The organism is Vibrio wakamikoensis (assembly GCF_050337275.1).
Taxonomy (GTDB): domain Bacteria; phylum Pseudomonadota; class Gammaproteobacteria; order Enterobacterales; family Vibrionaceae; genus Vibrio; species Vibrio chaetopteri.
Genome location: NZ_JAKJST010000015.1, coordinates 87,908 through 106,633, shown reverse-complemented (window position 1 = coordinate 106,633; position 18,726 = coordinate 87,908). Strand labels below are relative to the sequence as shown.

Below are 18,726 nucleotides of genomic sequence, written 5' to 3'. Positions count from 1 at the left end.
GTTTAATTCAACATTATTTTTGTAATTTCCTAAACCAAATAGTCTAACTCGTTTCAAAAAACATCGCTATTCAAGTAAGATGTCGAACTAAACTATTTTTGCCAAATCTGTGGGAGTGAACAAGAATGGCGAACCTTGAAGCAGCGTTGGCTGAAATCAAACGCGGTGTCGACGAGCTAATTCCAGAAGAAGAACTGATTGCGAAGCTAAAAGAGAACCGTCCTCTTCGCATTAAACTGGGTGCCGATCCAACTGCGCCAGATATTCATCTGGGTCACACAGTTATCTTCAATAAGCTACGTGCATTCCAAGACCTAGGTCATGACGTGACGTTCCTGATCGGTGACTTCACCGGTATGGTTGGCGACCCAACGGGTAAGAACACTACTCGCCCACCGCTAACGCGTGAAGACGTGCTGCGTAACGCAGAAACGTATAAAGAGCAGGTATTTAAAATCCTAGACCCTGCAAAGACTAAGATTGCATTCAACTCTGAATGGCTATCTGAGCTTGGTGCAGAGGGCATGATTCGCCTTGCTGCAAACCAAACTGTTGCTCGTATGCTTGAGCGTGATGACTTTAAAAAGCGTTATGGTAATAACCAGCCAATCGCAATCCATGAGTTTATGTATCCACTGCTTCAAGGTTACGATTCAGTAGCGATGGAAACGGATGTAGAGCTTGGTGGTACTGACCAGAAGTTCAATCTACTTATGGGGCGTGAACTGCAAAAAGCACACGGTCAGAAACCACAAGTTATTCTGACCATGCCACTGCTTGTTGGCCTAGACGGTGAGAAAAAGATGTCTAAGTCGGCGAACAACTACATCGGTATCAGTGAAGTACCATCAGAGATGTTCGGAAAAATTATGTCGATTTCCGATGATCTAATGTGGAACTACTACGACCTATTGTCATTCCGTCCGCTAGATGAAATCGCTCAATTTAAGACGGACATCGAGAATGGTAAGAATCCTCGTGACGTTAAGATCTTGCTTGCCAAAGAAATCATTGCTCGGTTCCACTCAGAAGCAGACGCTGATGCGGCGGAAAAAGAGTTCATTAACCGTTTCCAAAAAGGTGCGATGCCAGAAGAGATGCCTGAGTTCGACTTCGATGCAGGCCTTCCAATCGGTAACCTACTAAAAGAAGCGGGTCTTGTGAGCTCAACATCTGATGCTATGCGCATGATCCGCCAAGGTGCGGTGAAGATTGACGGCGAAAAGGTTGAAGATACTAAGCTAGTGCCAGCAGCAGGCCAAGCGGTTTACCAAGTGGGTAAGCGCAAGTTTGCTCGTGTGACGTTGAAGTAATACTTAGATGCTGTGAGCGCGCTTTGAGAAGATCCCTGCCTGCGCAGGGATGACACAGTTTAGGCTGCAGTGTTTATTAAGTGCGCATCAAAAACCTCCTACGGGAGGTTTTTTTGTATCGGTTGATTGCCGATTTACACGCATAAAAAAACAGACGCTTATGCGTCTGTTTTTTAGTATTCGTTTACTTAGCGTCTCGAATTATAGAGACTCAGTAAAGGTACGAGCGATAACGTCACGTTGCTGTTCTGGAGTTAGCGAGTTGAAACGCACTGCGTAACCAGAAACACGGATAGTTAGCTGTGGGTAGTTCTCTGGGTTAGCTACAGCGTCTTCTAGAGTTTCGCGTTTAAGAACGTTCACGTTTAGGTGTTGACCGCCTTCGACTTTTGGAGCAGCTTCGATGGCTACTTCACGGCTTTCGTACTCACCTAGGTCGCTAACAGCGATAACTTGGTCTGCTTCAAAACCAGCATTTGCTGCAACACAACGAGCCTCGTTTTTCTCACCGTCGATCAACCAGATTGAGTTTAGTAGGTCGTCGTTTGCTGCTTTAGTAATTTGGATACCTTGAATCATCACTATCTCCTAATCCACTTTTAGAGTGGTAAACTTATGGTGTTAATTTTCAAATTTTGTTGAGCTGGTCTATATATAACTCGTTGTGGTTGTTTTAGTATTGATTTAGATCAAATTACAACAAAAAACATTAAAAACTTAAGGGTTAATTTTTTGACCAAGGTCAACCAAACCTTTAAAAATGGTGTGTTTAAATGTTATTTTAAGTATTCAAATTTATTTGAGCGCTCATTTTGTTGTAATAAAACAACAAAATGAGCCGATTTATTGCTCTGGAAACCAAAAATCAACGATTTCCATAGCTAAAACTGAAAGTATAAGATCGCTAAATAACAGTTCTAGAATTGTGATCTTGATCGGGTGAAAACAAAGATGAATAAATTTATTGGTGCGCATGTGTCTGCGGCTGGTGGTGTGGATAATGTGCCACAAAGAGCCCATGCGATTGGCGCAAACGCGTTTGCGTTATTTACTAAAAATCAGCGTCAATGGGTGGCAAAGCCGCTTGATGAAAAAGTCATTCAAAACTTTAAAGCGGAATGTCAAAAATACGGCTTCCGCACGGAACAAATTCTTCCTCATGACTCTTACCTAATCAACTTAGGCGCCCCTGAACAAGAGAAATTGGAGAAGTCTAGAGCGGCGTTTATTGATGAAATGGAGCGCTGTCATCAGTTGGGGCTAACGTTACTTAACTTCCATCCAGGCAGTCACCTAAAGAAGATTTCTGAACAGGAGTGTCTTGATCGAATCGCTGAATCTATCAATTTAGCGCACAAGGTCGTTCCTAATGTGATTGCGGTGATTGAGAATACGGCGGGGCAAGGGACAAACCTAGGCTGGCGTTTTGAGCACCTAGCGCACATTATCGATAAGGTAGAAGACAAATCACGCGTCGGTGTCTGTCTTGATACGTGCCATACGTTTACTGCGGGTTATGATCTGCGAACAAAAGAGGCGTGTGAGGCGACGTTTGCGGAGTTTGATCGTGTCGTAGGCATGCACTATTTAAGGGCTATGCACTTAAACGATTCAAAGATCCCGTTGGCAGGTAAGGTGGATCGCCATCATTCACTGGGTAAAGGTGAGATCGGTTGGGCTTGTTTTGAGTATATTGCCAAAGATGAGCGATTTGATGCTATCCCTCTGATTTTAGAGACAATAGAGCCCAAAATATGGGCCGATGAAATCCAAAAACTGAGACATTTTGCGATAAATAGTTAATTTATTACTATTGGATTATGCGTTTTTGGCATCTTTCTTTCATACTGAGTTACATGCATGTTGCATAAATCTGTGACTCTCAAAGGTAGGTGCCATTATGACTCGTCCAGCCGCTCCAAGACCAAACACAACACGCTCATCGCGTTTCCCAAGTCCAAATCGTCATATTCATTGTCACGGGCACTACCGAACACCACAGATGAAGAATCAGCATCATTAATATACTAACGAACTAAAAACAGCACTGACGTTCAAGTTGTGCGTCAAAGGTGCTTGGCGTAAAGCCAAATGACAGTAGTGGTGACCCTCCGTTGAGTGATAGACTACGCCCCAGATTTCACCATCTAGGGCACGACAATGACAACACTCACCTGGCAAGACGTCATCGGTAAAGAGAAACAGCAAGCATACCTTCAGCAAACTTTAGAGTTTGTCGAGGTGCAGCGCGAAGCGGGTAAAACCATCTATCCTCCAGCGAGCGATGTGTTCAATGCCTTTCAATATACCGAATTTGCCGATGTGAATGTGGTGATTCTTGGTCAAGATCCTTATCACGGTCCCAATCAGGCGCATGGTCTCTGTTTCTCGGTTCTGCCGGGTGTAAAGACGCCGCCGTCGCTCGTCAATATGTACAAGGAACTCGCTCAGGATATTCCCGGGTTCGAGATCCCAGAACATGGCTATCTCAAAAGCTGGGCTGAACAGGGTATATTGCTTCTAAACACCGTACTCACAGTCGAGCAGGGGCAGGCACACTCTCACGCTAAGCTAGGTTGGGAGACCTTCACCGATAAAATGATTGAAGTGCTAAACCAAAATAGTGAGAACATCATATTCTTGCTTTGGGGTGCTCATGCTCAAAAGAAAGGGTCGATGATTGATCGTCAAAAGCATCATGTGTTGACTGCGCCGCATCCATCGCCTTTGTCTGCACGTCGGGGTTTCTTTGGCTGTAGCCATTTCTCCAAGACGAACCAGTTACTAGAAGAACTCGGTAAGCCCAATATTAATTGGCAGCCACGACTCGACTAGCTTTATCCTCTGAGTTGGCGGTTTTTCGAGCATCATCAAAACACGCTTCCAGATTCTCTTATACACTTATAAGGAGTATGGATATGGGAGAAGGATTATGATGATCGAAAGGATTAGGCGTGAGCACGGCTATATGGTGCGATTGCTGGCGATATTGAATCGAAAAGTGCACTTGCTCGAGCAAGAGCAATCTATCAATTACGGGGTGATCAAAGAGATTGTTGATTACCTTGCCAATCACTCAGAGAAAATCCACCACCCCAAAGAAGACATTCTTTACCACTACTTTATTGAGAAATATGGCTCACAAGAGCATATCGATAATTTAGAATCGGATCACCAAGCGCTGTCAGAGAAAACACATTCTTTCTTAGACATTGTGGAAATGATTTTGCACGATGCGGTGGTACCGCAAGAGCTGTTCATTGGGCGATTATCTGAGTTTATCCAAGATCAGAAAAAGCACCTCGATTTGGAAGAGCATTCCGTGTTGCCATTGATTGAAAAGCGTTTTACGACTTCAGATTGGCAACAGGTTGAGAGTCTGTGGACTGTAGTAGAGGATGATCCGGTGTTTGGAGAGACGATTGCCGACCGCTATAAACAACTTGCCCAGCGGGTTAGACAAAACGAGTTGGAGAGTGTTTAGGGGTCTATAAATAATAATTCCCTCCGTAGAGGGAATTATGAGTTTCATTTCTGCGAGTAAAGCGCACTGGGAAGACTTAATGTGCTCGACTCATCTGTTGTAGATATTGCAGCCAATCAGCGCTTTGCGTGGTTGGCTTAATTCGGTGTGCTTGTTCGGCCACCTTCGTCGCTTTTGCGTAGTCTTTCATTCCAACATAAGCACGTACCTCCAGTAGCAATCGCTCTTGCTCTGGCATGCCTTTCACTTTGCGAAGTGAAGCCAATGCTTGTTTGAAATCCCCTCGTTGCAATTCAAGTCGCGAAACTTCTTCATAGTATTTCCCATTTAGCCTTGCTGCTGCGAGCCACGCCGTTTGTGCATTTGTCCACTCGCGAGCCATCTGCCAATGTCTAGCTTGCTTGATGATGGTGTCGATATCGGTCTCTTTCACTTGCAAGTCAGCGTACGACTCTGCCGCTTTTTCGGGAATACCTTGTTGAGAGTAGAGCTGCGCTTTACTCAACTTCAAATTGTCAGGGACTTGAATACCTGCTCGCTGGGCGGAGACTAATGTCGCGAGCGCCAACTTGTACTGTTTGGTTTGCATATACAGTGAACTAAGCTGCTGCCACCACATGACGTTGTCTGGCTGCAGAGCGAGTAACTTTTGCGTGGTGAGAATCGCACTTTTTAGATGGTTTAGCTGCATCTCAGCACTTAGCCGTAAGCTCAATGGTTGCAGTTTTGGCGTGCTATCGAGCTGATGGTATTGTTTAATCGCTGCAAGTAACGACTTCCACTCTTGAAGTAGGTAGTGAGCGCGAGCCTTGTTTAACCAAACTCCGGTGATCTGCTGCTTCGACAGCTTTTCGTACGAGTTTGCTGTCTTGGTCAAGTTGTTAAAGTGAACCAGCGCTTTCTCTGGCATATCTTCGGAGAGCATAAGCTCGGCAAGCATACGCTCTGTTTGCCAACCCTGTTCATCTTTAAACGCTTTTGTATCGATGGCGATCTGCAATTGCGTGATGGCTTTCTTTGGTTGCTCGGCTTGCCAATAGTAGATACCGAGCATGCGAGCTACATACGCCTTGTCAAAGCTCGCGTTAGGCTTTAACCCTTCTAGTAGCGTGATGGCTTCGTTAAGTTTCTCTTCCTGCTCTAGCTCGTAGGCTTTGGATACCTGAGCTGCGGTGCGCATTCCAAGCTCCTGGCTTGCGAATGCACTTCCGGTTAACACGCTAAGAGATAGGGCAAAGAGCGTTAATACACGTTTACTCATTGATTCAACTTAAACTCTAGTTTTACGGTCTGGCCAATACGAGGCGTTGCCTTACCATTGACGACCATAGGCTGATATTTCCACTGTTTTAACGCGACCATAGCTTCTCGCTCAAACATGCGCTTAGGGTTGGCTTCTACTACTTCGATATCGGTTGGACGACCACGCTCATCAATGGTGAAAGACATCACCACATAGCCCTGAATATTGCGCTGCAAAGCACGACGTGGATAACGTGGCTCTTTGCGATGCAATGGCATGACTTGTTGGTTTTGGCCAATGTCCGGCACAGTCGGTGCGTTTAGCGACACGCCCGCAACCTGAGTCGATACCGAAATATTCGGCAGTTGTGGAGTGCTTGGCGTTTGAACGCTAGATACCTGAGAGCTTTGCTCAACCACTGCTGCAGACGGCGGGGTGGATGGCATTTTTGGTGGCTCTGGCAAAGTACGTTGTCGTCTTGCGGTCTCACTGTCGGGTTCAACCATAACGAGGTCATAGCTCAACCTTGGCTTCTCATCTGGCTTAGATTTTGGGCCAATATCGATCATCCAACTCATAAACGAGAATAGGGCAAACGCGAGGGCGGCGGCCAACGGTATGCTCGCAAGTACTCGAAGCATCTATGGACTCTCCGTAGCCAGTGCAATCTTGGTGACGCCAGCGCCTTTTGCACTGTCCATGACTTCGACAACGGTACCATTGAAGGCATGTTTATCGGCTTGAATAACCATAGAGGCATTGGGTTGTTCTAGAAGCAGCTTCTCAATGGTCGCCTGCACTCGCTCAACATCCACACGGCGTTTGTCGATATAAACGTCGTTGGACGATGTGATTGCGACAAAGATGCCAGCATCTTTTTGACTGACCGCATGGCTCGCTTGAGGGCGGTTAACATCAACGCCGGACTCCCGCACGAAGGAGCTTGTAACGATGAAGAAGATAAGCATGATGAAGACAATGTCGAGCATCGATGTCATATCGATGTTGGCTTCATCATTTTGTTTTCTACGGTGACCTAATCTCATTGTGAGTCTCCATCAGCAAACTGACTGGTTTTAGCAATAGCGGTTTGACGCTCACTACGCAGTAGCTGCTCAAGTTGAAGCAGGCTCTTGCTGCTCCATTTTTGAATACGGGAAAAGGCTAGCATGCCGGAAAGTGCAGCAACCATGCCCGCCATTGTCGGGATAGTCGCCATAGAGATGCCTGCTGCCATCAATCTTGGTTGCGCACTGCCTTGCGCTGCAAGGGTATCAAACACGGTGATCATGCCGGTTACAGTACCGAGCAAACCAAGCATCGGACACAGGCTTAATAGGCACTTCAGCAAGTTAATGTTTTGCTTGAGCTTATTCTCTGCCTCGCTAAGCATGGCGTTGCGTTGTGACTGCGCATACCAAGAGTAGTGGTCTTGGCGCGTCGCCCATTTATCCACCCAGGTTTTTCTTTCAGAGGGAAAGATCTTAGCGAAATAGATGACACGCTCAACGGCCACCACCCAGAAGATGAACACCACGGCGGCCAGCCACCAAAGCACTGGCCCACCTTGTGTCATAAACTGATTTAAGTGCTCGCTTCCTGGCAACCAACTAAAGAGGTTATGCGGCATACGCTTGCTTAGTCTCCATGGTTTGCGCTTCAGCTTGCTCAGCCACTAGACCCACACTCTGTCTTTCTAAAACGTTGCGGATTGCTTCTGCTTTTGAGCTCAACAGGTTGTGAGCAAGAAGCAGCGGCATAGCAGTAATCAAACCAAGAACCGTAGTCACAAGCGCCATTGAGATGCCGCCAGCCATCACTCTTGGCTCAGCGTTGCCAAATTGTGTGATGACCTGGAAGGTTTCAATCATGCCCGTAACGGTGCCGAGTAGGCCAAGCATTGGAGCAAGTGCTGCCAGAAGTTTTAACATGCTCAAACCGCGTTCGAGATGCTGCTGTTCATCCATGATAGATTCAAGGAGTCGCAGCTCAAGGGCTTCTACGTGCAGTTTTTTCTCGCTGTTATAGACGCTGAGTACGCGACCTAACGGGTTGTCGGTTGGCGTTTCTGGAGTCTTAAGCTGCTTCTTAATCTTTTGTTCTGTCGTGGTAAGAACCACAGCACGGTACAGTGCAATGATCATACCAATGGCAAAGAGAGCGGCGATGATCTTACCGACAATGCCACCATGGGCAAAACGCTCGCCAAGGGTTGGGTTATCCGCAAGTTGCTTGTAGATGTCTCCGCGGCTTGGGTCGATAAGCGTTGCGGTTTGACCTGTCACGATGCCCGCTGTTTCTGCCGATGTCGGTACTTCTTTTGGTAGACGAGGGAAATCGCTCGCCAGTTTACCGTTCCAGTCAACTGGGCCGTGTTCAGCAAGTAGCGCAAAGTTACCTAGACGAGTCGCGTTAATCGTGGTGATTTCACCGGCGCCGTTAACAAACGGGACTTTAACGTCAGCATAGGTAGCACTTGAAGCGATTTGCGCTTGGTAGGCTTCCCATAGGCCAGTAAGTTCTTGAATCGATGGTAGCGTTTTGGCGGCAACAATGTTGTCTATTGCTTGAATTTGCGCAGACTGCTGTGTGTTTGCAACAGATTGCTCAAGTTCGACTTGCAGTTCTTTCGCGGATTGACGCACCACGCCAAACAGTTCACCTAAGCTGCCTGTTTCTAAATGCAGTTTCTTTTGTTGCTCTGCCAAAGTGCGCTCGTTTTCCGAAAATGCAGTGCTCAATGACTCGATGCTGGCTTCAAGCTCAGCTTTGCGAGTTTCAAGTTGTGCTTTACGCGCAGCAAGCGATTGTTCTTCTCTTTTGAACTTGGCTTCACGTTCACTGTTGTGAGCACGTTCTTGTTGCTGTGCTGTCTGTGCTTTTGATGTCAGAGAGTCCGCAGCGAAGCTTGGTTGTGACAAGCCGAATGCAAGCAGTGCGGCGAGGAATACGGAATTGCGCATTAGCTTGGATCCTTTTGTAGAGACACTGGAAGCTCAATTAGAGCAGGAGAAGCTTGCCTGTTGGCAATGGCAAACGCTTTATCAATCTGTGGCGCCAGAGCTGCATCGACAGCAACCCAGTTATTTTGGAGGCTATCCCAAGTCCAGTATTGGTTTCGGTCTAGGCTGCGAGCAACCAATGACAAACGACCAAGATACAATTGTTCAGCTTCGATCTCGCTGCCGACGTTAATAAGAGAACGGTAACTACCTAGCTTGATGCCGTAATCCATCTCAATCTGGTAAGCCTCAAGAATGCGGCGATACTTTTCTGCATCACTCACATCAGCCTGTGGCATCAACGCTTTTAACTCATCGAGTCTTGCTAGGCGAGCTTGCTGGCGAATCGGCTTGTCGCTAGCAATGTGCTGTTCCAGACCTTCGAGCATCTGGTACATCAAAGGCACAACACCTTGGCGAGTATCACTGATTTGTTCAAGTTGAACATCGATACTGGCCATTTCTTGCTCTTGGTTATTCACCACATCTTTTAGGTGGCGCTCATAAACCTCAAGGTTGGCAACCTCTTGCTCAAGCATGGCAATGTCAGATTTAAGCTCAAAGGCTTTGTCGCTGCTTTGGTTGATGCGAGCTTGGCTTTGCGCGCTCTGTGTAATGGTCTTTGCTTCGACATTGCGAGCAGTGTTGAGATCGTTTGCGTTCGCAAAGCTGGTCAAACTCAGCAGTGGCAGCGAACACAAAGTCAGGCGAAGAGCCGTTTTGTTCATTTTAGAAGCCTATTGTTGCTAAAGGGCGGCCATCACTGGATGGCGACACTGGTGAATACCAGCCTGAATAAAAATGACACTATTCTATTTTAATCAGCAGGGGATGTATAGATTTATTGATAATGAATGTCATTTGTACTTTGTGTCTCATTTGTTAACAGAAATAGTGCGTGGCAATCATTGCTTGTTGGCTTTTGATGTAAACGTTAGTAGCAAAAGTAGCGCTTGCGTATGATAGGAGTCCTATTTTGACAGTGGGGCATTCGGGCATCCTTGGCAATAGCCACCGTCCGCACGTTTGTAGTGCATGCAGCAACTGCGTCGTTGAATATAGTGCTCTCCTTGATTGTCTACTTCAAGGCGACCAAAGCGCGTGATGGGAAGGCGGAATATCCCCTCAACCTGATTGGCTAACTGCGCTATAAGCCTTTTTAGTTCTTTAGCGGCAATGACTTGGCGCTGATGTTGATCGCCGGTTTGCCATTTAGAGTCAAGGAAATCGAAGTTGGCAACTAGACCACTTGAAAGCTCACTCCCTGACGTAATTGGCTCAAGGGAGGTACGCGCTTCGCGTAGTATGTCGCCACTAAAGCGAGAGTAATTGGTTGCCAGATCAACATTGTCCAGGTGCGAGTTTGCCAATAGGCACGCCCTGCTTCCGGATAGTGGGTTTGCCAGTATTGATACAACTGCTCAATCGTCGCGGATGGATCAGACGTCTCGGCCATTACTTCAGGCAAAATGACGCTATTCGTCTCGTGTAGAACATCGAGTAGCGGCGAAATCTGACTCGATACGTGAGTGAGTGCGAGCAACTGAGCCTGGTGTTCTGTGTGGTTTAACCTTTCCATTTTGACCTTTTATAAGCTAGAAAGCAGCGCTTATGCATGACTTGCGTGCGATTTACAAGTCGAACTTCACGTTGACTTGTACAGTTTGCTGCTGGCCGTACCAACAGTAACTTTCATTCCAGCACGTGTAGTACTCTTGGTTGAACAAGTTGTTAGCAATTAAGTTAGCTGAAGCGCCTTTCAATGTTGAGCTGACTTCCCCTAAGTCGTAGCCGATAGACAGGTCAACGAGCGTGTACGATGGGAGCATTCCTGCATTCACGTTAGCCGCATTATTCTTCACAGTTTCGCCAACGTAACGTACGCCACCACCAATGCGCAGCCCGCGCATGGCACCTTCATGCATGGTGTAGTTTGCCCATAGATTAGCCGCATGGTCAGGTACGTAAATCGCTTTTTGACCTACATTATTTGGGTTCTCATCTTTGGTGATTTCCATATCGGTGTAGGTGTAGTTGGCGATAAGGTCTAGGTTGTCATTCACCAGTGTGCGACCTTCAAGCTCTAGGCCTTGGGAACGTACTTCGCCGATGGCTTCGTAAGGAGAGGCGCCATCTTTACGCACACCTACGTTGCGTTTTTTAATGTGGAATAACGCCGCCGATGCGGTTGTTGTGCTGTCGTAAGACGCGTACTTAACACCGGCTTCCACTTGTTCGCCCTTCTCTGGTTTTAGGTTGTTGCCATTGGCATCAAGCTTAGCGTTTGGTTCGAAACTGGTCGCAAAGTTTGCAAATGGAGAAATACCGTTGTCGAACTGATACATACCACCAACACGATACGAGAAGTTACTGTCGCGGGTTACCGTGTCTGTTGGAGCTGCGCCGTTAGCAGAGCCGATAGTCTTAGACTCAACCCAGTCGTAACGACCACTGGCAATGAATACCCAATTGTCGATCAACATTTGATCTTGGAAGTAAGCTCCTAACTGCTTCATAGAAACGTCCGTATTTGAGTAGTAGTTTCTATTGAAATCGTTAGGGTTAAGCTGATTATTATCTGGGTTGTAGAGGTTGATACTCTTTACGCCATCGAAGGAGTTGTAGTCTACGTCACCTTCAATAGAGCGGTAGTCAACACCAAATAGTAAGTAGTGATCTAGAGCACCAGTGCTTGCGAAGCCAGAGAGTTGGTTATCGACACTGATGCCTTTTGAACTTTCATCAGTGCTATAAGCTGTGCGCTGTAGTTCGCCTGTCTTCTCGTCGAAAGCACCGCTATTTGTGCTCTTTTGATTAAACTTTGTCGTCATATAGCGGAAGTTTTGAAAGAAAGACCAATCGTTGTTGAAGTCGTGCTTGATCTTATAACCTGCCAGCATGAACTCGCGACTGATGTCGTTGTAGTTCACATCACCTGCAAATGTTGAAGGGGAAATTTTACCAGACTCGAACGCTGCAAGAGGAACGGTCACGTTCTGCCCTAATTGAGGGTCATTTTGGTAGTAGAGGTTGAAGTTCACAAACGTCTTGTCTGAAACATTCCAATCGATAGATGGTGCGATAACGTAGCGCTCTTCTTGCACGTGATCGACTTGCGTATCTTTTTTGCGGCCAAGAGCAATAAAGCGGTAAGCCACGTTGTCGCTAAGTGCGCCCGTCTTATCAATAGAGGCTTCAAGTAGATTGTTGAAACCTGTCGCGAGATTGACCTTGGTGCTTTCTTCAAACTTAGGTGTTTTAGCGATGATGTTGACCATGCCGCCAGGAGGCATGGTGCCGTACAACACAGATGTTGGGCCTTTGAAAATTTCTAATCGCTCCATCGCGATTGGGTCAATTTGGGGCTTGGCATTCCAACCAGGCAGACCGGGGAGCATCAATCCATCATAGTAGTTGTTTGATGAATCGAAACCGCGAATTTTTACCCAGTCGGTTAATACGACAGCGCCGCCCTTGTTCTCGGTTGAGACGCCCGGAGCGTAACGCAGGGCTTGCATGACGGATTGAACGCCGCGCTGTTCCATCTGCTCGCTTTCAATGACGTTCAGAGTTTGCGGTGTCTCTTCAGGGGATAACGAAGTCTTCGTTGCGGTGTTGCGGTAAGTTTTCCCCAAAACCGTCATCTGCTCGTCGGCTTGGGTATCTTTTGACTGTACAGTTTCTTCGGCACTAGCGACAGATGCTAATGTCACTAGCATGCTTATCGCCACTGCTATTGGCTTGAGTTTTGTTTTTAACATCATAGAAAAAGAATCGCAAAGAGCATGTAAATGCTATTGATAATTAATTTCATTTGCAATTCTATTCGGTTTGTTGAGTTAATACTTAACAATTTGGTGCAACTTTTGCCGCGATATCTACGCTAACTAAGGGCCATTTTTTCTATAGGAAGCCAGAAATCCATATGAGCGTGTGGGCTGCTTACGTCATAGTCACGGGGGTAGCGCTCAATTTCAAACCCTTCTTTACCTATATAGCCTGACTGAGGAAGCCAAACATTAAGTACCCATTTTAGCGTTTGTGGCAATGTAGAGGTTGGCCCAAGGTGAGTCACGACGGCGTAGCTTTGCTCTGGGACGACGATCGACTCGAGATCTGGATGCGTAGAGAATTGTTCATCATCGCTGGCCGCCCAATACAGCACTTGTGTGTTTGGCAATAAATGAAGGGTGTCGATGATCCCATAATAGTGGGCGCACGGTTTATCAGACTGTTTTAGAACCGTGCGAGTAAATGTTCCCCAAATATTAGCAACTTGGTCACTAAACTGTGGATTGGTGGCATAAAGTGTGTCGATCGGGCCATATACGCCATAGTATGTGCGTTGAGGCTGGTTCTCGATACGAACCACTTGAGTTGCAGCCTGATCAAGAGGGAGATCCGCGCTATTGGTCAACGGTAAGCGAATACCGCTTAGCTTACCGCTTACTCGGTATTGACGTGGAGAGACTCCAAACTGCTGTTTGAAGGCGCGACTAAAGCTATTCTCTGAGTTAAAGCCAAATACCAGCGCCAAGTCGGCGATCTTGGTCATGCCATTAAGTAACTGCTCGGCGGCGCGGCTGAGTTTCTGCTCTCGTACGTACTGAGCAAGATTGTGGTTGGTTTGCTCTTGGAATACGCGTTGGAGTTGCCAGCGAGACCAACAGCTTATGTCGGCCAGATCATTGACGGAAAGCGCTTTATCTAGGTTCTGGTGAATATAGTCCACCACTTTTTCAACCCGATTCAGATGTATAGGTTTCCGTTTTGAGACCATTATTGAATCTCCACCTCGTCCAAGAGCCTATTATATTGGCATTTTATTTCGTCAAGGTCGATGCTAAGAGAGGTTGATACTAGAAAGCTAGATAAAACAAAACCCTCAATCTGAGGGCTTTGTTAGTATCGGTAGGGGCGTTTCAGGCTCGCCTCCACCGAAAATTCGTTAATGTGTGTTTGAGTGATAAATTAAAGGTCGACGTCGTCAAGCGCAAAGTCCAGACCGATGTCCATGTCGTTAAGCTCTTTTTGTAGGCGCTGCCTGTCTTTAATAGCCTCAATTTCTCGCCATTTTCTTTTGACAGGTTTCGAGCGAGCGGCGCGCCCTCTAGGTGCGTCTACTTCCGTAATCTCATCCAGTTCAAAGCCATCCATAAGCTACCTCACTTGTTTTGTTCTCCCTACGGAGCCCTTTAAGTACCACATTCTTACGCAGACTAACTTTGATATGTTTCTCATTTGTTTCGAGACTATGAATGTTTTATGCCATTTTGAACTCAATCTCACATTTTTAGAGCTTAGATTCGAATAAAAAATGACCACTTAAATCACAAATTGCAAAAGAGTGGTTCAGTGAGTTTTGTTAACGCCCTGTGCGAATCAGGCTGAAGGGCAACGTTTGCGTGCTACGATAAGCATTCTCATTGCCTGATAACTGCTAAAAAGTACCTCGTTTGGTAAATGAGCGTAGACCCGTTGTGCTAACAAGGTTTGTACTAATTTTGCCTAACCCTAAGCGCTTTGCGCCTAACACCTTTAGGTTGTTGTATATTTGATGCTAATTTGAGGCGAAAAAGTGAATCATTTGCTTTGCTTAGTGTTAACTTTTCGTGATTTTAAGGTGAAAAATAACAACAATATACTACCAATTGCGTATTGCTTTTTCGTGAACATGGCTGCAAAATCCGCTCCGTCAAAAAATACGCCGACTTGTATGCCGTTCTCAAGTGGTAAGAAATACAAGCTAAGTTGCCGTGAAAAAGAAAGAAATGAACAAAACTTCACGGATGGAGAAGACCATGGCGCTTAGGACGCACTAGGAAGTGCAGCTCGGACTCTAACTTTAAGTGAGGTTTAAAGTGACAGACGTTATTAATCTAATGAACGATCTACTTTGGGGATCGATTCTTGTTTACTTGCTCGTAGGTGTGGGGATTTACTTTACAGTACGCCTTGGGTTTATTCAGTTCCGCCATTTCGGTCACATGTTCAGTGTGCTGAAAAACAGCCGTAAAGCAGACACTGCTGGTATTTCATCTTTCCAAGCACTTTGTACCAGTCTTGCTGCTCGTGTAGGCACAGGTAACATGGCAGGTGTTGCTGTCGCGCTAACAGCAGGTGGCCCTGGTGCTATCTTCTGGATGTGGCTAATTGCAATGCTGGGTATGGCGACATCATTCGCAGAAAGTACTCTAGCACAGCTATACAAAACCAAAGATGACGACGGTAACTACCGTGGTGGTCCAGCTTACTATATGGAAAAAGGTCTAGGCATGCGCTGGATGGGCGTATTGTTCTCTATCTTCCTTATTATTGCTTTTGGTTTGGTGTTCAACGCGGTTCAAGCTAACGCGATTGCCAATGCGATGAATACCGCGTTTGGTTTTGATCCAATGATCGTGGGTGTGGTGATTGTACTTATCTCTGCATTCGTTATCTTTGGTGGCGTACGTAAGATTGCGCGCACAGCGGAGCTTATCGTTCCAGTAATGGCGCTGGCGTACCTTGTTCTGGCATTTGTCGTGATGTTCATGAACATTGAGAAAGTGCCAGATGTGATTGCTTACATCTTTAAGAGCGCATTCGGCTTTCAAGAAGCTGCTGCTGGTGGCCTAGGTTATGCTATCGCTCAAGCGATGATCCAAGGTATCAAGCGTGGTCTGTTCTCAAACGAAGCTGGTATGGGTTCTGCGCCAAACGCAGCGGCATCAGCAACGCCTTATCCGCCACACCCTGCGTCTCAAGGTTACGTGCAAATGCTAGGCGTATTTACCGATACTATCGTTATCTGTACGGCGACTGTGGCTATCATCTTAATGTCAGGTGAATATGTACCGCACGGTGAAATTACAGGTATCGAGCTGACTCAGCGTGCATTGAGTGCTCAAGTTGGTGACTGGGGCGGTATCTTTGTAGCGGTTGCGATCTTCTTCTTCGCGTTTACCTCTATTATTGCTAACTACTCGTACGCAGAGACAAACCTTATCTTCCTAGAGCATAACCATAAGGCGGGTCTTGGCCTGTTCCGCGTTATCGTACTAGGCATGGTGATGTTTGGTTCAGTGGCCACTCTGCCAATGGTTTGGGCGCTAGCGGATGTGTCCATGGGTCTGATGGCCATAGTTAACTTAATTGCGATCATCCTGCTATCGGGTATCGTGATCAAACTTGCCAAAGACTACAATCAGCAGCTAAAAGCAGGCAAGGTTCCAACCTTTGATGCCAATGACTACCCAGAGCTGAAATCTCAGCTAGAAGAGGGTATTTGGTACGATGCTAAGGATGCAGCGAACAAGTAATCGCTTTTGCCTATCTCAAAAATAGAAAAAGCCATGCACTATTTCATTGATGAAAGTGCGTGGCTTTTTTTATACTGAAGCAAACCAATACTAAAAGAGTAAAGTCATGCTTATCGTTGTTTCACCCGCAAAGACCCTAGATTATGAGTCACCGCTCGCCACTGAGCGATTCACTCAACCAGAGTTAATCGAGCATTCTGCAGAGCTTATTCAAGAGTGTCGTAAGCTTAACCCAGCCGATGTCTCTGCTTTGATGAAGGTGAGCGATAAGATCGCTGGCTTGAACGTGGCGCGTTTTGAAGAGTGGTCACAAACGTTTACAACAGACAATGCTCGCCAGGCAATCCTTGCTTTCAAAGGTGATGTTTACACAGGGCTGGAAGCAGAAAGTTTGTCAGAGGATGACTTTGACTTTGCTCAGCAGCACTTACGCATGCTTTCTGGCCTTTATGGTCTACTTAAGCCATTGGACTTGATGCAGCCTTATCGTTTAGAAATGGGCACCAAGCTTGCCAACGAGCGTGGTACGAACCTATACCAATTCTGGGGCGACATTATCACCAACAAGCTCAATGATGCTCTTAATGCACAAGGTGACAATGTGCTGATCAACCTAGCATCCAACGAGTACTTCAAGGCAGTTAAGCCAAAACAGCTCGATGGCAAGGTGATCACGCCAGTATTCAAAGATTGTAAGAACGGCCAATACAAGGTCATCAGTTTTTACGCTAAAAAAGCGCGCGGCATGATGGCACGTTACATCATCGAGAACCGAATTGATTCGATTGAAAAGCTGACGGCATTTGATGTCGCAGGCTACTACTTTGTTGAAGAAGAATCGACGGCGACTGAATTGGTGTTCAAGCGCGAAGAGCAGTGATTCTCACAGCATAGAATTAAAGACAAAGCTCGCAAATGCGAGCTTTGTCTTTTTTTGGCGTTTAGTACTGAATAGATTTATGTTTCACCCTGTGATTTGGGTCGAGGGGCGGTTCAATTCTCGAGAGCAAACGGTAAAAAATAGTTAAGTTTAGAGATTACTTTTATGTGTAAGGTTGCGTATTGGCGCTTTGGCTTTCCGTTAGGCCATGACCTCCACACTTAACTAAGGAACATTCATGCCCCTGACCCTAATTGTGAAAAGTGAAGTTAGTAAGAATATCGAAAGGTATGAGGGGCGTATTCCGCATTTATATTTAGATACAGTTGGAAAAATTACCGTCGGAGTCGGTCATATGGTGCCAAATAAATCATCGATGGCAACGGTAAAAATGTACAAGAAAGGAAGCGGTCGTTCATTGGCTTTAGCATCTCTGCCCGAAAAGCAGGCGGAGTATGATGCTATTAAGAGGTTACCTTTTGGTAGACGATTTGGAGCTTCTGGATTCTATAACACCGCCAATGGCTTTCCACAATCGTTTGATGCTATGCCCCATCAAGTTCAAATGGCTTTGTTTGATATGGTGTTCAACCTAGGGTTGACGAAGCTGAGAAATCAGTTCATCAAATTTAATTCTTCTCTAAAAGCAAACAGGTGGGGAGATGCAGCCAAACATAGCAATCGTATGGGGATTGCTCCAATGAGAAATAAGTATGTGTCAGATTTACTCAATTCAGCACAAAAGCTCCAACCATAGGGTGATAGAAATGATCAGAACAAACCTAAATCTGCCTTTCGTTTCGATACTGTTTTGTTGTATTTGGTTGTATGGATGTTCTCCATCGATTGGAGACGAATCGGACAGTTCTTTGATGGCACCTCGTTGGCTTAATCCAATGACTTTTGACCACGTAAGTACCGATGGTGACACATTGCAAGATGTCACATTCCAAATTTCTTTTGCAGGTTTTGGGGGGGAAGAATACATAGTAAACAATTGTGTTGACGTATTCGCGATAGGCGATGACGTAATTGCTCATCAAGAGTTTGCCCGATGGGAGTGGCTCAAAGCGAGCTGTCATGGAGCGAGTTGGTATTTTCGCTCGCCAGATACGGCGGTAAGTTATTGGGAAAGAGAATTTGACCTGGATTTGCTAAAAACTATCCCTGTAACAGCGGTTCCTTACCTTGGTGGTCAGGAGTTGGATGATCGAAGAGGTTTATTAGGTGCGAATAGCTCTAAGCTAAACCTAATTAAGTCAGGTGAACACCATGTGAAAGTTCAGATTGATAATATGGTCATTGACTATGTGGTACTGGCTCGAGCGGATTTTAACCGAGATGGTTATCAAGATATGTTTATCCGACTGGATTGGTATGGAAAAGATTCATTTGGAGAAGGGTTTGATTGGATAGTGTTAACTAAGACTGCGCCTGATGTGCCGCCTTCAATGCTGTGGAGAAAATAAACCAACGTTAGGCACAGAAACTAAAAAGCCAACA

At 46.0% G+C, this 18,726-nt stretch carries 19 protein-coding genes; 8 read left to right on the top strand and 11 right to left on the bottom strand.

Features of this window, described 5'->3' with window-relative positions:
* The first annotated feature begins 125 nt into the window (after positions 1-125).
* Complete coding sequence (gene tyrS / locus L4C42_RS06495; RefSeq protein WP_338165291.1) at positions 126-1,313, top strand: tyrosine--tRNA ligase; 1,188 nt, start codon at positions 126-128, stop codon at positions 1,311-1,313.
* Positions 1,314-1,514: 201 nt separating this feature from the next.
* Here tyrS and grcA read toward each other — a convergent pair whose 3' ends face one another.
* Positions 1,515-1,892 (bottom strand): autonomous glycyl radical cofactor GrcA, encoded by a 378-nt coding sequence (gene grcA, locus L4C42_RS06490; protein WP_353497042.1) that lies wholly within the window; start codon positions 1,890-1,892, stop codon positions 1,515-1,517.
* A 372-nt stretch (positions 1,893-2,264) separates the two neighbouring features.
* Here grcA and nfo point away from each other — a divergent pair, with 372 nt between their 5' ends.
* The 3 genes from nfo (at position 2,265) to L4C42_RS06475 (ending at position 4,797) form a co-directional block, all read left to right on the top strand.
* Positions 2,265-3,116, top strand: a complete 852-nt coding sequence (nfo, locus tag L4C42_RS06485) for a deoxyribonuclease IV (protein ID WP_429759848.1) — start codon at positions 2,265-2,267, stop codon at positions 3,114-3,116.
* A gap of 357 nt (positions 3,117-3,473) precedes the next feature.
* The gene (ung, locus tag L4C42_RS06480) at positions 3,474-4,148 is read left to right on the top strand and encodes a uracil-DNA glycosylase (protein WP_429759846.1); all 675 of its coding nucleotides are present in this window, start codon (positions 3,474-3,476) and stop codon (positions 4,146-4,148) included.
* Positions 4,149-4,245: 97 nt separating this feature from the next.
* The gene (locus tag L4C42_RS06475) at positions 4,246-4,797 is read left to right on the top strand and encodes a hemerythrin domain-containing protein (RefSeq protein ID WP_353497036.1); all 552 of its coding nucleotides are present in this window, start codon (positions 4,246-4,248) and stop codon (positions 4,795-4,797) included.
* Between the two features lie 76 nt (positions 4,798-4,873).
* On the opposite strand, the gene L4C42_RS06470 is transcribed toward L4C42_RS06475, so the two are convergent.
* The 10 genes from L4C42_RS06470 to L4C42_RS06425 all read right to left on the bottom strand — a co-directional run bounded on the left by L4C42_RS06470 (position 4,874) and on the right by L4C42_RS06425 (position 14,199).
* Positions 4,874-6,058 (bottom strand): tetratricopeptide repeat protein, encoded by a 1,185-nt coding sequence (locus L4C42_RS06470; protein WP_429759844.1) that lies wholly within the window; start codon positions 6,056-6,058, stop codon positions 4,874-4,876.
* Positions 6,055-6,681, bottom strand: coding sequence for an energy transducer TonB (locus L4C42_RS06465; protein WP_338165286.1), 627 nt, complete (start codon positions 6,679-6,681; stop codon positions 6,055-6,057). Before L4C42_RS06465 ends, L4C42_RS06470 begins: the two co-directional genes overlap by 4 nt.
* Complete coding sequence (locus L4C42_RS06460) at positions 6,682-7,086, bottom strand: ExbD/TolR family protein (protein ID WP_353497031.1); 405 nt, start codon at positions 7,084-7,086, stop codon at positions 6,682-6,684.
* Positions 7,083-7,670, bottom strand: a complete 588-nt coding sequence (locus tag L4C42_RS06455; protein WP_429759841.1) for a MotA/TolQ/ExbB proton channel family protein — start codon at positions 7,668-7,670, stop codon at positions 7,083-7,085. The genes L4C42_RS06460 and L4C42_RS06455 overlap by 4 nt, the downstream gene beginning before the upstream one ends.
* The gene (locus tag L4C42_RS06450) at positions 7,660-9,003 is read right to left on the bottom strand and encodes a MotA/TolQ/ExbB proton channel family protein (protein WP_353497028.1); all 1,344 of its coding nucleotides are present in this window, start codon (positions 9,001-9,003) and stop codon (positions 7,660-7,662) included. Before L4C42_RS06450 ends, L4C42_RS06455 begins: the two co-directional genes overlap by 11 nt.
* Complete coding sequence (locus L4C42_RS06445) at positions 9,003-9,770, bottom strand: DUF3450 domain-containing protein (protein WP_353497027.1); 768 nt, start codon at positions 9,768-9,770, stop codon at positions 9,003-9,005. The genes L4C42_RS06450 and L4C42_RS06445 overlap by 1 nt, the downstream gene beginning before the upstream one ends.
* A 243-nt stretch (positions 9,771-10,013) precedes the next feature.
* Positions 10,014-10,412, bottom strand: coding sequence for a (2Fe-2S)-binding protein (locus L4C42_RS06440; protein ID WP_353497026.1), 399 nt, complete (start codon positions 10,410-10,412; stop codon positions 10,014-10,016).
* Between the two features lie 261 nt (positions 10,413-10,673).
* Complete coding sequence (locus L4C42_RS06435) at positions 10,674-12,761, bottom strand: TonB-dependent siderophore receptor (RefSeq protein WP_429759838.1); 2,088 nt, start codon at positions 12,759-12,761, stop codon at positions 10,674-10,676.
* A 164-nt stretch (positions 12,762-12,925) separates the two neighbouring features.
* Positions 12,926-13,822, bottom strand: coding sequence for a helix-turn-helix domain-containing protein (locus L4C42_RS06430; RefSeq protein WP_429759836.1), 897 nt, complete (start codon positions 13,820-13,822; stop codon positions 12,926-12,928).
* A 191-nt stretch (positions 13,823-14,013) separates the two neighbouring features.
* Complete coding sequence (locus L4C42_RS06425) at positions 14,014-14,199, bottom strand: DUF3545 family protein (protein WP_042496493.1); 186 nt, start codon at positions 14,197-14,199, stop codon at positions 14,014-14,016.
* Positions 14,200-14,903: 704 nt separating this feature from the next.
* On the opposite strand from L4C42_RS06425, the gene L4C42_RS06420 reads away from it, so the two are divergent.
* The 4 genes from L4C42_RS06420 (at position 14,904) to L4C42_RS06405 (ending at position 18,692) form a co-directional block, all read left to right on the top strand.
* Positions 14,904-16,343: an alanine/glycine:cation symporter family protein gene (locus L4C42_RS06420; protein ID WP_353497023.1), complete on the top strand. Its 1,440-nt coding sequence runs from the start codon at positions 14,904-14,906 to the stop codon at positions 16,341-16,343.
* 106 nt (positions 16,344-16,449) lie between these two features.
* Positions 16,450-17,223: a peroxide stress protein YaaA gene (gene yaaA, locus L4C42_RS06415; protein WP_353497022.1), complete on the top strand. Its 774-nt coding sequence runs from the start codon at positions 16,450-16,452 to the stop codon at positions 17,221-17,223.
* A gap of 238 nt (positions 17,224-17,461) precedes the next feature.
* Positions 17,462-17,980: a hypothetical protein gene (locus L4C42_RS06410; RefSeq protein WP_353497021.1), complete on the top strand. Its 519-nt coding sequence runs from the start codon at positions 17,462-17,464 to the stop codon at positions 17,978-17,980.
* A 10-nt stretch (positions 17,981-17,990) separates the two neighbouring features.
* Positions 17,991-18,692 carry a hypothetical protein gene (locus L4C42_RS06405; protein ID WP_353497020.1) on the top strand — a complete coding sequence of 234 codons (702 nt, stop codon included), beginning with the start codon at positions 17,991-17,993 and terminating at the stop codon, positions 18,690-18,692.
* Positions 18,693-18,726: the final 34 nt, after the last annotated feature.

Bases quoted from the DNA above. Each gene is read 5' to 3' on its own strand.
- tyrS (WP_338165291.1), top strand. From the start codon at position 126: ATGGCGAACCTTGAAGCAGCGTTGGCTGAAATCAAACGCGGTGTCGAC.
- grcA (WP_353497042.1), bottom strand. From the start codon at position 1,892: ATGATTCAAGGTATCCAAATTACTAAAGCAGCAAACGACGACCTACTA.
- nfo (WP_429759848.1), top strand. From the start codon at position 2,265: ATGAATAAATTTATTGGTGCGCATGTGTCTGCGGCTGGTGGTGTGGAT.
- ung (WP_429759846.1), top strand. From the start codon at position 3,474: ATGACAACACTCACCTGGCAAGACGTCATCGGTAAAGAGAAACAGCAA.
- L4C42_RS06475 (WP_353497036.1), top strand. From the start codon at position 4,246: ATGATGATCGAAAGGATTAGGCGTGAGCACGGCTATATGGTGCGATTG.
- L4C42_RS06470 (WP_429759844.1), bottom strand. From the start codon at position 6,058: ATGAGTAAACGTGTATTAACGCTCTTTGCCCTATCTCTTAGCGTGTTA.
- L4C42_RS06465 (WP_338165286.1), bottom strand. From the start codon at position 6,681: ATGCTTCGAGTACTTGCGAGCATACCGTTGGCCGCCGCCCTCGCGTTT.
- L4C42_RS06460 (WP_353497031.1), bottom strand. From the start codon at position 7,086: ATGAGATTAGGTCACCGTAGAAAACAAAATGATGAAGCCAACATCGAT.
- L4C42_RS06455 (WP_429759841.1), bottom strand. From the start codon at position 7,670: ATGCCGCATAACCTCTTTAGTTGGTTGCCAGGAAGCGAGCACTTAAAT.
- L4C42_RS06450 (WP_353497028.1), bottom strand. From the start codon at position 9,003: ATGCGCAATTCCGTATTCCTCGCCGCACTGCTTGCATTCGGCTTGTCA.
- L4C42_RS06445 (WP_353497027.1), bottom strand. From the start codon at position 9,770: ATGAACAAAACGGCTCTTCGCCTGACTTTGTGTTCGCTGCCACTGCTG.
- L4C42_RS06435 (WP_429759838.1), bottom strand. From the start codon at position 12,761: ATGCTAGTGACATTAGCATCTGTCGCTAGTGCCGAAGAAACTGTACAG.
- L4C42_RS06430 (WP_429759836.1), bottom strand. From the start codon at position 13,822: ATGGTCTCAAAACGGAAACCTATACATCTGAATCGGGTTGAAAAAGTG.
- L4C42_RS06425 (WP_042496493.1), bottom strand. From the start codon at position 14,199: ATGGATGGCTTTGAACTGGATGAGATTACGGAAGTAGACGCACCTAGA.
- yaaA (WP_353497022.1), top strand. From the start codon at position 16,450: ATGCTTATCGTTGTTTCACCCGCAAAGACCCTAGATTATGAGTCACCG.
- L4C42_RS06410 (WP_353497021.1), top strand. From the start codon at position 17,462: ATGCCCCTGACCCTAATTGTGAAAAGTGAAGTTAGTAAGAATATCGAA.
- L4C42_RS06405 (WP_353497020.1), top strand. From the start codon at position 17,991: ATGATCAGAACAAACCTAAATCTGCCTTTCGTTTCGATACTGTTTTGT.